The following is a 14,715-nucleotide window of genomic DNA, read 5'->3' as shown; positions in this document are numbered from 1 at the left end:
TGGTTTTCCAAAACTTTATCATGCGCATTTTACGGACAACCAGCGGCTTTTCGAACAGGGTCTAGCTAGAGTTTCGGGTGTAGTCCATTGTCCTTCGACCTTGCTCCATAGTTGATTTCCTCCTAAATGAGTCACCCATAGATCATCTGTTACCGGAGTATGAAAATTTGCGAATATTTCCAGATCACTGAAAACCGCAATCTCTTGCATCGGATTGTTGCCCGCGAGAGATCCATTCCAGGAAATGAAATTATTTCCTTCGTCCGGTTCGGCGGTGAGGTTTAATACAGTTCCAGGGTCTACTCGCGATTCACCCGACGCAATTCCTGAAATACTTCCTCCGGCACTGGAGACTTTCCTAATTTTGAATCCTGGTGTCCACGTGAGGTATTTAATCGTAAGCTCCAAAAATTCTGATGTGGCGAAAACGTTGTCGGCGACAATCTCAACCAGGTTCTTCCCCGGTACTAGCTCCATTTCAACCATTCTCGGTGTCCCCTGCGTGGAGTCGATATTATGAAACAATTCACCATTCAGAAATACATCGGGTAATCTATCATCGCTTTCATATTCGAAAGCAAATTGGCCAGGCCCATCAAATTCCCACTGTAATCTACTGCGTAATAATCCTCCTATAAATTCAGGGGATCTGATGAAACTGGACTCACCAACGGTTTCTAATGTCCATTCGTCTATCCCAAAGATTTTTGTTTGGAAACCAAGAAACTCTGCTGTTCTAAAAAATACAGCTTTGAGTGTTTCGTACCGGTTAGTAGTTATTTCTAAGGGGTTGTTGTAGGAATGGATCGTTCCTTCCCAGTGACTGAATTCCCAGCCGTCTTCTGGCACAGCTGTAAGGCTAAGGGATCCTCCAAGGGATGAAAACGCATCCGTTGGCGTGCCGTCCACGCTCCCTAACCCTGATACAGCGATCTCTAACGGAAATCCCTTAACGAACTGGAAGCTACCAATTTTGAGATTTCCTTCCAGAGGCAATTCGAACTTAACCTGCCCTGGAGCGAACCAAAGGGATTTTTCAATAGGTTCTCCTGCTAGGGTATCAATTGTCGTTCGATTAACTTTTCCGCTTCCTTCTGCTTTGTATTTGATGAGCCCAGGTCCATTCGCTTCCAATAGAATCCAATATTGGTCGTTTCCCGGAGGGCTAACCTCAAATATCTCAAGGTTATTTTCATCTAAAGTTTCGACAGAATTCAGATTTGCAGGTACAGTCACTTCCAACTCACCATAGGTGTATTTCCTTCCTGCGACTGCCAAGAATTCATGAACTACTCTATGGTCTATAAGTTCAATTCTAGTAGGTCCGAAGTTATATACCTCAGAGAGTGGGGTAATTAACGGTAACCGAAGGGATCCTTCCATCCAGTATAGGAATTCGTGACCTTCTTCTGGAGGATTTGCATCTATGGTAACGTATTCGCCAATAGCATAAGATTGTTTATCTGGCGTTTTCGCAACCTCTATTCCAATCCCTTCAACCTGGACACGAAAACCTGGACTGTAGGAAAAGTTGTCTAGCCAGATAACTTGATCACTACTAGCTATTGAGTAATCCACGATTCTCCAGCCAAATACATCTGGTTCGTCTTTTTGGTAGAATTCTTCTGTCCATTCTGATTTGGATTCTTCAACTATCGGGCGAGGTTCTCCAAACCGGCCTCCCGAAAAAACCAGCAACCTTCGCAAATTACTGATATCAATTTTGTAATCGAAGGTGACAACTGCATCTTCAGGCAACTCTCTCTCAAGAATCAGCGATGCGTTTCCTGGAACTGTAAGTTTAAGCGCTGTTCCGTTTTGCGCTTCTGGGTCACTGATTACTTCTATCATTGGGATCCCTTCCCCTTCTGTGGTGATCGACCACATCGCACCCAAATCGTCGTCCAGAGCCGCGGCGATTTCTTCAGAGGTTGGTTGGCTGAAAAGTTTTAGTGACAGGCAGGGAAGGAGAACAAAGTAGAGGGCTAAGGATTTAAACATGTTTGGAGGGATTAACTGGATTGCTTGGACTGGGGATTGATTTTGTCTGTGAATACCAACGGTCTAATCAATTTAAAAATGTGTCCTGGGACCATAATTGACCGCTAGAAAATTGAGGATTTGCGAAATTAATTTTCAAGGAAATAACCTGGAGGATCAAGTTCGAAACCCAATGAAATTCAATTTTCATTAATCGGATTCTCATACCAGATGAGACCGAGACCGGCTTTACCGTCTTTAGCGTTATTGTTTTCCTCGGTGTTGACGATATCCATGTCGCCATCTCCGTCGACGTCGAGGAGTAGGTTTAGGTCAAATTTTATTCCTTCGGCTCCACTTACATCGTGAGCAATCCAGTCGGGTTTGTCCCAGTAATATTGATACTCCAACCATACAATTCCACTTTTCCCGTCATCCGCATGTTCGGTGCTTAGGACTAAATCAATTTTCCCATCCATGTTTATGTCCCCGATTGCCACTGCTTTTGCGCGACCCATGTTTTGAGGGTAAGTCACTGGAAATTCAGTCCAGGTTTTGTGATCCTTTGTTTGGAAGATGCTGATGAATCCGATGTCATCCTTGTAGTATGGGACCGCAATTTCTTCTATGCCATCATTGTCTAAATCCCGGGTGTCGATAAACATTGGATCGTCGAGATGATCCGCTATCCAGTGAGTAGTCCAAGGTCGAATGAGGGCTTGATAGTTTTGCCCGGGATTTTCAAACCAACGGACGCCATTTGTTTGCCCTTTTCTGTCAGACAGGAGGATGTCGAAGTCGCCGTCACCATCCATGTCTTTAGTCAGCAGAGACATGGTCCAACCAACGGGGGAGAGAAGATGGAATTTCCAGCTGGAGATATCTCGAGGATCAGCGGGGTTTTCCAGCCACCCCAATTTCCCGTCTGTGTTTTTACCGCCAATAACAATATCGGGTCCATGCTTACCGTCTATATCCATATTGGTGGCAAACATCCATTGGCTACCGTCCTCGTATAGCGTTTGGGTTTCCCATTGAGTGGAATCTGCGTAGCTAGCCGGGTTCTTCGGTGCCCAATGAATGAGCACCTTCCTGTGGTTGCCCTCGGTGGAACTGATTACGTCCGTGGCACCATCCTGATCAACATCGACGAACAGTGCATCTTCAGCACTTGGGGCTGGCCCGGCGTCTATTTTAATCCATTCGGGTTTCAAGCCCGACTTTCTTTGCATCAAATACACCCGGCTCAAATCGCCTTGTTCCCAACCGGTAATCAGATCGGGGAGTCCGTCATTGTTAACGTCGGCGGTGCGAACACCGTCGGCTCCCAGGGAGGAATTGTCGATCGTGTGTCGCTCCCAGGGTGCAGTCGTCACTTTGACTTCAGGCACATAGTGCTGGCAGCCACTCAAAAAGAGAGCGGCGGATAGAAGAAGGAACCATTTTTTTTGATCAGGCATGTCTGGTGCGAAACTCGGAAAAATTCGGAAAATTCCGGGTATCCACAAATAAATTTGGAAACTGTTCTTTGACCGAATCTGGTGCTCGTGCTTCGAGTATTCTTTCGATAACCAATCCGGAGGGGAATAAAGATTCTGCAATAGTTTCGAAGGTATGGAGATAAGAAACAAGCTTCATTCGGGGCAGCATTTCCCATTCGTATTCTTCACTGGAGGCATACAATCCTCTTAATAGAAAATGGAAAGCAATCTTTACCGCCAGGCGGCGACTGAGGTCGCGGCCACTTCCTGGAAGCGGATCACTTTCCCATCCCTGAAATCTAATAAGTGCATGGCGATTCCAGAAGCACTTTTACCCGTGGATTTCACGGTATAACTAGCATCCAGTGCGGAGACAACCCTATCGCCTTCGGCCATTAGAGTAACTATTTGGAATCCGGTGAATTCCATTTCCTCGAATTTTGCGAAGAAACTTTCCACCCCGGCCGGTCCATGGTAGGTGCCATTCAGGGGATTGTCTTCGTAGTTACTCCATTCGACGTTTTCTGCCAGAATGGACATCAAGGGTTTCATATTGCCTTCTGCGAAACCGTTATAGGCTGCCAGAACGGCCGCTTTATTTTCTTCTGCACTCATCTTTTTTGTGGTTTTTGATTCATATTGCAATTGATGAAATTAGCCTGGATTAAAATCGGGGTTCAGCTCCGTTGGAATAACGGCGTTGGTACTTTTCTGCCAAGCTTTGAGTTCTTTGAGTAGGGCCTGCGCTTTTTTCGAGTTAGATTGAGCGAGGTCGTTTTGTTCACCTAGATCTTTCCTTAGATTGAACAACTCAATCGAGTCGTCTTCGAAATATTGAATGAGTTTCCAGTCTCCCTTTCGGATGACGCTACAGGGTGTTGCCCGCCAGTAAGGAATGTCAGTTTCATAGACGTTGACGACTTTGTTGTAAAGATCGCCGCTAAGATAAAGAGGGTAGTGCCAAAAGATAGACCGATTTTGTAGAGCCTTTTTCCCGAATAGGAGTGGAGCAAACGATTTACCGTCCACTGGCTGCTTCTGAGGCAAGGTCGCTCCGCCCAGTTGCGCGAAGCTGGGCATGTAATCGACCCCTGTGATGGGGGTTTCGCAAACGGAGCCAGGTTCTATAACGCCCGGCCAACTCATGCAGGTGGCGACCCGAATGCCTCCTTCGTAAAATGCGCCTTTGGCTCCTCGGAGCGGCTCACAATAGGTTGAGCCCGAAGCTCCTCCATTGTCAGCGGTAAATACAATCAGTGTCTCTTCCGCGATGCCTGAAGATTGGAGGGTTTCATGGATTCGGCCGACCCCGGTATCCACGGCTTCGATCATGGCAGCATAGGTCGTATTCCATTCTTTATCCCACTGACGGCTGGCCAATTTCTTATCATATTTGGCCTTAACATTTTCTTGAGCTTTAAGTGGAGTGTGCACGTCCCAAAAGCAGAGGTAGACAAAAAAGGGATCGTCTTTGTTCTCTTTGATGAAATTCACGGTAGCAGTGCTTAGGGATTCCGAGACGTCGATATTCCCGTAGTAATTTTTAACCGGACCACCACGTCCGTCCGGGTCGCTGACATCAAATCCTTGCGTATCGGGTCCCAGGTGCCACTTGCCAAAATGGGCGGTTTTATACCCTGCAGTGTTCATGACTTCAGCGATAGAGGTGACGGACGGTTCCATGGTTAACTTGGAAGGCAGGACACCGTCTCCTTTATCGTCCTCGTTACGAGGAACCAGAAATTTCATGTATTCCTTGTTTCCTTTGGCTTTCGTTCCTGGCGTCCACATCTGTGTGCGGGTAATATACATGCCGCTCACGATACAGGACCTCGAGGGCATACAGTTTGATGCTCCGGGGTAGGCATTACTGAACTCCATACCCGATGCTCGAAGGGCATCAATATTAGGAGTCTCGTAAAATGTTGCTCCGTTGTAACCGACGTCCGACCAGCCCAGGTCGTCGGCCATGATGTAGATTATGTTAGGTTTTTTCGGCAGGCTCTGGGCCTGAGTTGCGACACAGATGATCGTCGATAAGAGTAGTTGTGATAGAAGAAGTATTCGCATGATTTTCATGCATTATTCCCTCTGAATCTTGCAGGTCAAGTGGCTGTTTGCTTGTTTAGGGCGAGTAAATAGAGCGACCTAACGTTTATAGGTCGAAAATCACCAAGATTGGTAGGGCTCGATCGCCGAGCGAGCCGTCGTAGAAGCAGCGGATTGCGGCGAAACCGCCCTACCTGAATCAGCGTCAAAAAAGATTTAAAACGATCTAAGTGTCGAAACTTGAAAGTTTTTATACCGCGCGCTTCGGGTAAACATGTGCCGCAGTCCAATCCGGCCCTCAGTAATGCCTGGATGTTTATCGTTCACCCAGTGGCACAGGTATTCCTTGTCCGGGTTTTTAATCATCATGAAAAGCTCATTTCCTTTTTTGATGATGGTTATGTGGTGCGGAACACCGGGTGCGAACAGGCCTGTTCTTTGAAAGACATCAGGATCCAGTTCGGTATTCGTCAGCCCTTTTTTCAGCAGAGGCATGTCCCGACGAGCCCTAATGTAATCGAAGTCATCCTCAACGGCATCTCCACCGTAAGCCGCATAACTGATGTGGTAGGAATTCATGTTGTTGAAGTAAGTTTTCATGGCTGGAACGGATCGTTTGTCTGCCCATTCGCTTATGTCCTTCGGAAAACCTTCTTCGTCGCTTCCGGTAGCTTGTATGTATAGAATAGTGACAAACTGATCTGCCTCATCTGTCCGAGTATATTCATATTCGATTTTGAGGTCTCCAGAGAAGCTTTGTTTAGTCCAAAGCACTGTGTGGCTTGGCCAATGTAGGCAAGTGTCGCCAATCCAGCCGCGCTGATGAACGGCTAGCGGATCCGCTTCCAGGTGCCTTCGAACAAGGTCGGTCCAGCCTTCGCGTGCGGCCAGATTTAACGTTATTCCGAGCTTGTGGGTGCCGTCCGCCTTGTCCGGAATTTCTGTTAGAAAATAATCCACCACCTCCTGATGTTTCATCCATTTTGCCTGAAGGACGGGTGGGTAGGTGTTCATTGGATTGGTGTAGACTTCAGCTCCATAATCCACCAACAAACGGCAGGCAGCTAGATTCCCTTTAGCGGCGGCGTATTGTAAAGTGGTCCAGTGATAGAGATCTGGGTTTGGATGTCTGGCGTGAACGAGGCCCGGGTCTTGCTCCAGTATCGCTTCCAGATCCGACGTATCCTTTTGATCAATAGTTTTGAAAATGGCTTCTGTTGGAGGTGGCATATCGCCTATTGGGGTTTTCTAAAAATGAGGATGTGTTGCTGCGGTAGGGTACCAATCGTTTCAACGAACTCCAGGTTCTGAATTTCCATCTCTTTTTTGACCTGGACCTCGGTCATCTTGTGCAGGCGTTTGATGCGAACCGCTGGATCTTCTGTTCGGTATTCCACGAACACAAGTAGTCCTCCAGGTTTGAGACTCTCTACCATTTTAACCGTCATTTCATAGGGATGGCTAAGCTCATGGTAGACATCGATCATGATGGCCAGATCTACCGCGTTGTCGGGCAGGTTCGGATCGGTGATGGTTCCTAAAATGCCTACAACCCTGTCGCCGACTCCTCGGGCTTTCATTTTTTCGGCCAAAATATCCAGCATTTCCTGCTGTATATCGACTCCAAGAACTTTCCCCGATTCACCAACCCGTTGAGCAAACTGCCAGGCGAAGTAGCCGCTGCCTGCCCCTATGTCGGCAATCACATCTCCTTCTTTTATGGGAAGGGCTTCCATGAGCAGGTCAGTCCGTTCCTCTTGTTCACGGGTAGGCCGTTCCAGCCAGCTTGCTCCCTGGTGCCCCATGACATGCGAAATCTCACGTCCCAGATAAAATTTACCTATACCGTCGCGGTTGGACTCCGAGCGTTGCTCGTAAAGTGGATCGGGGGGAGCCGAGAAAGTGGGAAGACCCGCCAAGAGGGAAAATACACAAATGAGCATGAGTGCTGTTTTTTGCATTCTGAATTTCATTATGAAAGTGGCGAAAAGGCAATTCGGTAAACTCGGACAATACATCTTAGGATTTGGAGTCACAATTCGAACTTCTGATTCGTCCTCTCTTTGAAAACCAACCGTTTGGAAATCCTAAACGGTCGAATTCAGACTGTTTTTATTTACGAAATCCGGATAAACGGGTCGCGTTCAATTAACCACCAATGCAGTAGAGTACCTCTTGCCGACCATCCGCTTCGTGGTGGGCAACTCGAAGGTAGATTCGATCTCCACAAATGACGGGTGTAGCCCAAATCTCATCCCCGAGTTGGTTTTCCGCCACGATCTCAAATGCCTCTGGATTCGCTTTGAAAATAACCGTCTTCCCTTGTTCGCTGGAGGCGAAAAGCTGGTCGCCAACCAGAACGAGAGAGGCACTGAAATTTCCGCCAAATTTGTTACGCCACATCATCTTTCCCGTTTCTGTATTCCAACAATAAGCGAAGCCATTGTCGGTCATGGTGTAAAGATGCCCTTTGGTTACCAACATGGATGGGGCGTAGACCTTGATTGAATTTCTCCAGATAAGTTCACCCGTTCCATCGCCCGATACACAGGCGGTTTCCGTCTTGGGCCAACCTCCGCTCGCGTAAATGCGTTGCCCATCGGTCACCGCACTTCCCACTGTTTCCTGCGTTGTGACTGGCGACGACCAGTTGAGCTTGCCATCAGAGGGATTGTAACTGGCGAGGATTTCACAGCCTGGAAGTATGAGCTGGTCTTGTCCGTTGATTGAAAATATAACGGGAGAAGCGTAGTTTGGGATCTGTGGGCGTGATGTTTTCCACACAACCTTTCCTGTTTCCTGATCGAAGCCGGTGAGTTCCCCTCCATTTTTGTGATCGGCAGAAACGATAACGAGGTTGTTGTAGATTGCGGGTGAGGTCGAGTAGCCCCAATGCGAGGAGAATTCGCTCGCTTTCTTCTGCCATAGAATTTCCCCATTTATATTTAGCGCTGATAGCCAGATTTGCTCATTGTACATGAATGTTGCGAATATCCTTTTTCCGTCGCAGGCGATGGTCGGCGTGGCTTGGCTGTTTCGATCATGGATCCGTCCTAGCCATCCGCCTTGGTGAAGTTGGGTAATCCATTGAAGAGCGCCGGTGGATCTATTGAGGCACATCGCGGATTGGGTTTTATTCGCTTCATCTGAAGTTAGCAGAAATACGCTCTCGCCCACCACCGTGGGTGTGCTGTGGCCTCGTCCGGGAATCGGAGTTTTCCAAATGATATTTTTTGTTTCATCCCATTCTGTTGGGATTCTTTGGTTTTGTGCGTGTCCGTTGCGATTTGGACCACGCCACCATGGCCAGTCATTTTCAGAGATCCCCAATTCTTTCGCTCCCGGCGAATCAATGATCGCCCTCAAGGAAGTTGGATACCAAGCGAAGAAAATTAAGCTTAGAAACCCGGCGAGTTGTTTTGTCCGGACCAATGAAAAGTTGTTTAAAGGAGCGTAAAGAAGGTTTGGGGAGTTGAGCATAGCGTTTCGTTGATAGAAGATGATGTCCTACAAACGAATTTTAGTTTCGGCAAGCCTACTTTGACTTACCAGCTTCTATGACAACCTGTTTTTCGAGCCATTTATGCGCCCGAATAATTACATCTGTTATCCCTTTAGGCCTTGCCGGTTTTGCAACGAAGTCATGCATCCCTACTGCTTCACATGCATCACGATCATCTTGTCGCGCGTTTGCTGTAAATGCCGTAATATAAATGGGATGTTTTTTGGTCTCTGAATTTAAAATTCGAACGGTTGCTTGATAGCCATCCATGATTGGCATTTGTAGGTCCATAAAAATGATGTCGTATGGTTTCAATTCAATGGCATCCAGACATTCTTCACCGTTGTTCGCAACATCGCTGGCATAACCAAGTTTCTTAAGAATGGTTTCCATCACTTTGGCATTTATGGGATTGTCCTCTACGATGAGGATCGAATGCGGATACTGTATGGCGAAGGACGGGTTTAATTCACTGCCCCCGGTTGGCTCAGTCGATTTATTAAGCTTAACCGGATCTTTTTTGGCGATGAGATTGCAAAGGCATCCGTTTAGGTCTGTTGGGTGAATGGGTTTATTCAAAGTGAGGCAATTACCCTTCCATGTGGACTCTGCCTTAACATTGATGGCTAATAAACGAATGATTGGGCAGGTGACTTTCTCAATGCCGATCATCAACGAATCAATTTCAATGAGGTTCTCCTCATCATCTATTATTAGCAGGTCAATTGAGTCGTCCTGAAGTGCTTGAATAATGTTTTCGCGCGTTAAATCCTTCGCTTGTGACAGAACGCTCCAGTTGGAGAGTTGATCCACAATGGCGGAATTGGAAATAGAGTTATTGGATAGAACGGTGCATTTTTTCTGAGGGAAGGATCTGAATACAACCGTATCCTCCATAGGAGTGCACTTCATTTTCACGGTAAAAGTCGATCCTTTACCCAGAACACTTTGGATCGATATATCTCCGTTTAAAAGGCGGATTATTTTACGGGAGATGGATAGTCCCAACCCCGTTCCTCCAAAGCGTCTCGAATTATTGGACTCGACCTGGAAGAATGGTTTAAAAAGTTGATCAATTTTGTCTGTTGGAATCCCAATACCTGAGTCGTGAACTGAAATGCAAAGTTCTTTGGTTTCCTTCGAGTATTCCATATCGATGCGTACACCTCCTTCTTCGGTAAATTTGACGGCATTTCCAATGAGGTTACTCAGCACCTGCCTGATTCTGGAACCATCCGATTCGATGAATGCCGGGACATCCTTGGTTGTGAATATATTTATACATAAATCCTTTTCCACAAAAACGTGAGCGAATGAATTCACGGTAACCTCCAGCAATTCTATGACATTTACAGGTCCTAGTATGATTTCCAGTTGGCCAGCTTCAATTTTTGAAATATCAAGGATGTCGTCGATAATTTCCAAAAGAGAATCGGCACTGTTTTTGATGGTATCTGCCAGCTCCCGTTGTTCCTCGCTGAGTTTCTCCTCAAGAAGAAGACTGGTCATCCCGATAACCCCATTCATGGGAGTTCTAATTTCATGGCTCATATTACCCATGAATTCGTTCTTGGCCCGGTTTGAATTCTCAGCAGCGTTTCTTGCTTCGACCAAGGCTGTTTCTGCTTTTTTACGTGCGCTGATATCGCGTGCAATTTCTACATAGCCACCAGTCTGTTCACCTGGAAGAGTTTCAAGTCTGGATAGTGTGACATCTGCCCAGAATCGCTTTCCGTCCTTGCCGATTCGCCAACCTTCGAACTCGGATCGACCGTTTATTTTGGCCGTGTTGATTAAACTTTTGTAGGCTCCGGTTGCTTTGTCTTCCTCTGCAAAAAAAACGATATAGTTTATCTCCTTAGCCTCATCGGTTTTGTAACCAAGCATTCGTTCCGCCGCGCCATTCCATCTCAGGATCTCTCCATTGTCATTAATGGTGAAAATTACATGATCGCGAGCACCTTCAATTATCAATCTCAACCCTTCTTCATTTTCACGTAAAAGGGCCTCCCGCTGGATCAGCTGATTTTGGGTTTTTTTCAATTCAACCACCGTATCCTCCAATTGATCCCTCGAGGTTTTTAGGTTGGATGTCATCTGGTTAAAGGTTTTCGCAAGATCACCACATTCGTCACGCGAACCGATATTGATTTCCTGAGAAAAGTCCCCTCGACCGACGGCCTCAGCTCCATCGCGTAATTGTCGTAACGGACGTGTGAGATTCCTAACCAGAATCATGATTGTGCAAATACTAATTGCTATGCCAACTACGCTTATGCCAATCAGGATCACCTTCGTAGCGCTCAAGGCCTGAAGCCGTTCTTCGTAGGAAGAAAGCAGCGCGTAGCTTAGGGATTGCGTAGCAAATTCAAGGTTCTCCAGGCGACCCGTTAATATGTGAAAGTGTTCACCATTAATTGCATCTGTCGCTATTTCCGAATCTTGGTAATTGATACTTTGTTTTAGGACGGTTGATTGTCTGGAGAAAACGTCTTTATCGACGGTACCAGTTATCCATTGCTCACCTGCATAGATTACTATTTCCGTTCTGGTAAGTGATTTTATATCATCAACGGCTGTCTGTCCGAGTTCTACCGCGAAGGTAAGTATGCCAACTGGATCCGTGTTTTCTGCAAGAAAAACAGGAGTTGCGATCAAATGGTAGGCGCGATTGTCGTAGACGGAAAGTTTTGAACGGGTGGTCCCATCTTTGGCCTGTCGAATTAGCCGGGAGGCATTGGATTCGAAATCCGACAGATCCTTTATATTGGTTGTTTGAGCTCGGCTTGGAATTTGACTGGGATCATTAGGCGTAAAAATAATGACTTGTACATCGCCTTCATATTTTTCCAGGGAATTCACTAAAAATGAATGCATGGTGTCCGGATCATTTAGCATAGCCACTGCCTTGAACCGAGGCTCGTTCACAGTGTCTCGAAATCTCATCACAAGACTTTTTTCTATCAAATCCAGAGAATTTCTGAACCCGGCACTGACTGCGAAAAGTGTCTTCCGGTCCTCCTGACGCGCTGCGGATTCAACATGCTGTTCCAAAACAAAAACCGTGATGACAGGCAACAGCACCAGAAAGGTAAGTACAGGAATCAATATCTTCGTCTGGAAGGAAAGTCTAAACCTGCTCTGTCTTTCAGTTCCCATTTATTGTCTTTGTATTCGTTAAAATTTTGGTAGTTCGGATAATCCCATGACTATATCCAATTCAATAGTCCCTTCTTCCGGGACAGTGATTTCTAAATATTTTGGCGGTAATCTTTCATGCCACGCCTTTAATTGATAGGTCCCAGGCGGAACGTTTTTAATTTCATAATTTCCGCGGCGATCTGAAGTGGCAAACCACGGATTTGGCATGACAAGCACAATGCAATTCATCTGAGAATGAATAGAGCAGAAAACATCTACGCGTCCCGGTTTTACAAATACGACTGCTTTGGGATTGTCCTTGCTCTTGTAGTATCCCAAATCAAATGGTTTAGCTTCTGAAATGGAAAAAACGTTGTGAAATATTTCATCACTATTCTGCCATACGATTTCGCCATTCTGCCACGCGAAAGTTGATTCAAGTTGCGCAAGTTCAACTTCGAACCTGGTCGTCGACGTTGATCCGATGGACCGAAAGAATCCGTTTCCAAACCACAACTCCGTAAGGAACTCATCTTCTGGATCTATCTCTCCTGTTCTCATAAAACTACCACCAAAATGGAGTTGATTCGTCAGATCGAAGCCCGCCCTTGCGACTACAGATTTATCGGAAGTAAAATCTCTCAGGCGATCATGGCTTCCATTCATTACAGCAAGCACGTAAGAAAAATCTCCCAATTCACCGAAAGCTTCGATCCCTTCATCTATTCCCCAAAAATCGGCAACCGAGTGAGAAATAAGTGGGTTATCCATTACATCTCTTTTCAAATACTCTTCGCTAAAGGGTATATCTAATCTACCCATACGAAAGTTTACAGCCCTATCCCAATCCCCGATTGCCAAAACTTCTTCAAACTCGATGTATAACTCGCCGATCTCCAGATCGGAGTTATTACTTTCCCTGGAAAACAATTCGAGTTCTGAAAATAAGTAAATTTTCTCAGCGATCTGTGCTTCGATAAACACCCTGGCTTCATCGACCCGGAACTCTTCATTCGGAAAATTGGTATTGGCTTCGCCAACTCTAAAGATGACTCCAGCTTCTCCTGAAATGTGGATTGAACTTCCAAGGGATTGTCGTGGTGGCGCTGATGGAATGTCGAAAGCAGATTCTTGAAGCTCGACGATATGTACGTTTTGACGATCCGTTGCTTCGTTGATCCCTATTAACTGTTTTCTTAGATTATCAATTATCACCTGCTGGTCACTCACGTGCTGGATCAACCGGTTGTTCTGTTTTTCGATGGCCTCAATTCGATCCACGATTTCTGCTAAATCCTGGCCACCTACCTGACAGTTCAATACAAACAAATTTAGGCATACCAAGGCGATGTTCTGAAGTCCAATCAGATGGTGTAAGGGGATAGGCATGATAGATAGGTATTACTTCGAATTCGTCTGTATCCTGGATCTTTTCAACAAGCTTATTGATGAGAAAACCTGACTATTAGACGATCAAACTTGGATATTTTGAGATAGGATTGTCGTACATTTAACCTGATCATCCCATCTCACCCTCATGTCTCGGTCAATGAGGGCACCCGAAGCTTAATACCGATTTTACAAAAAGATTTGTTAAAAAGGGGAATCCGTTACCTTTTCAGGCATAGACGATTTGGTGAATCGCCCATTGAGGTCTTTTCCTGTTAGGGCTAGCCAGCTGGTGCCGGAGTGGATTCAACGCTTTTTTCGCGTTCTTTGCTTTCGAGCAGTTCCTTTAATTGTTTTGTCAGGTCGTTTAAATCCGATGGAGGCTCCATGTCGGCATGCTTGCACAAGGCGTAGACGACATTTAAATTTGTTTCCAAGTCTTCTGCTGCACCTGCTTCAGCGCTTGCCCTTGCGGCCCAGACAGCTTCACCTGCTCTTACTGCAAGATTAAGTGCATATTGCTGTTCTATTCCCAGAGGTGAATATTTTTGAACGAGAGCCTCCCCTTCTTTTTTCAACTCCTCATATATTTCTTCCAGGAACTTCGGGTTGGGACCTGTTTGATCAATGGTACCATCATTCGATCTGTATGCATTTGTGTTTTTGAAAAGTGAAGTAGCATCCTCGGCGTTCATCCGCATAATTTGGATGTGCTGCAAATATCTGAAAATGCGGATGCTGTGAGGTAGCTCAATCAGGACGATAACCATGTAGACAACGTATAAAGTCGTCATAAAAAACGGGGCGCTAAAAAGGAGACTTAGTACGAGAAGGACTCCGTTGAGGGTGATTCCTGAAAAAAGAAGTACAACCGCTAGAACAGCGCGATCGAACTGCATTGAAAAGGGAATTGGAAATGGCTGAAGTCCACTCAATTGGTAAAACCGGGACGGCACATCTCCATACATGATCCCAAGAAAATACAGTATCAACGGGACAAACATCAGGGGCCAGAGCCATAGACCATCGCCATAATTGCCTCTAGCAAAATAGTCGATCGTAGAGAGTATAAACAGGAGAATGCACAGGTAAAACGCCACGTTCTTCCAAGGAGTAATCGCATGCGTCTTTTTGGTTTTCTTGCTCACCTTGTAGATTAAATTAGTTGCCCCT

At 46.0% G+C, this 14,715-nt stretch carries 10 protein-coding genes; all 10 read right to left on the bottom strand.

All coding sequences use genetic code 11. From position 1 onward, the window contains the following. Window positions 1-18: 18 nt before the first annotated feature. Entirely contained in the window at window positions 19-2,001 is a 1,983-nt protein-coding gene (locus O3C43_05685; GenBank protein MDA1065975.1) for a hypothetical protein, read from the bottom strand. 179 nt (window positions 2,002-2,180) lie between these two features. After that, window positions 2,181-3,440, bottom strand: a complete 1,260-nt coding sequence (locus O3C43_05680) for a VCBS repeat-containing protein (GenBank protein ID MDA1065974.1) — start codon at window positions 3,438-3,440, stop codon at window positions 2,181-2,183. Between the two features lie 252 nt (window positions 3,441-3,692). Continuing rightward, the gene (locus O3C43_05675; GenBank protein ID MDA1065973.1) at window positions 3,693-4,076 is read right to left on the bottom strand and encodes a nuclear transport factor 2 family protein; all 384 of its coding nucleotides are present in this window, start codon (window positions 4,074-4,076) and stop codon (window positions 3,693-3,695) included. Between the two features lie 39 nt (window positions 4,077-4,115). Continuing rightward, complete coding sequence (locus O3C43_05670; GenBank protein MDA1065972.1) at window positions 4,116-5,531, bottom strand: sulfatase; 1,416 nt, start codon at window positions 5,529-5,531, stop codon at window positions 4,116-4,118. Window positions 5,532-5,726: 195 nt separating this feature from the next. Beyond that, a complete protein-coding gene (locus O3C43_05665) occupies window positions 5,727-6,740 on the bottom strand; it encodes a DUF1961 family protein (GenBank protein ID MDA1065971.1) in 1,014 nt (337 codons plus the stop codon). A 5-nt stretch (window positions 6,741-6,745) separates the two neighbouring features. After that, the gene (locus O3C43_05660; protein ID MDA1065970.1) at window positions 6,746-7,483 is read right to left on the bottom strand and encodes a class I SAM-dependent methyltransferase; all 738 of its coding nucleotides are present in this window, start codon (window positions 7,481-7,483) and stop codon (window positions 6,746-6,748) included. Window positions 7,484-7,658: 175 nt separating this feature from the next. Further along, window positions 7,659-8,990, bottom strand: coding sequence for a PQQ-binding-like beta-propeller repeat protein (locus O3C43_05655; GenBank protein MDA1065969.1), 1,332 nt, complete (start codon window positions 8,988-8,990; stop codon window positions 7,659-7,661). Window positions 8,991-9,045: 55 nt separating this feature from the next. Then, window positions 9,046-12,171, bottom strand: a complete 3,126-nt coding sequence (locus O3C43_05650; protein MDA1065968.1) for an ATP-binding protein — start codon at window positions 12,169-12,171, stop codon at window positions 9,046-9,048. Window positions 12,172-12,189: 18 nt separating this feature from the next. Beyond that, the gene (locus O3C43_05645; GenBank protein ID MDA1065967.1) at window positions 12,190-13,542 is read right to left on the bottom strand and encodes a carboxypeptidase regulatory-like domain-containing protein; all 1,353 of its coding nucleotides are present in this window, start codon (window positions 13,540-13,542) and stop codon (window positions 12,190-12,192) included. A 281-nt stretch (window positions 13,543-13,823) separates the two neighbouring features. Next, window positions 13,824-14,690: a hypothetical protein gene (locus O3C43_05640; protein ID MDA1065966.1), complete on the bottom strand. Its 867-nt coding sequence runs from the start codon at window positions 14,688-14,690 to the stop codon at window positions 13,824-13,826. Window positions 14,691-14,715 lie beyond the last annotated feature (25 nt).

Source organism: Verrucomicrobiota bacterium (assembly GCA_027622555.1).
In the GTDB taxonomy this organism is placed as follows: domain Bacteria; phylum Verrucomicrobiota; class Verrucomicrobiia; order Opitutales; family UBA2995; genus UBA2995.
This window is presented reverse-complemented; position numbering and strand designations above follow the sequence as displayed.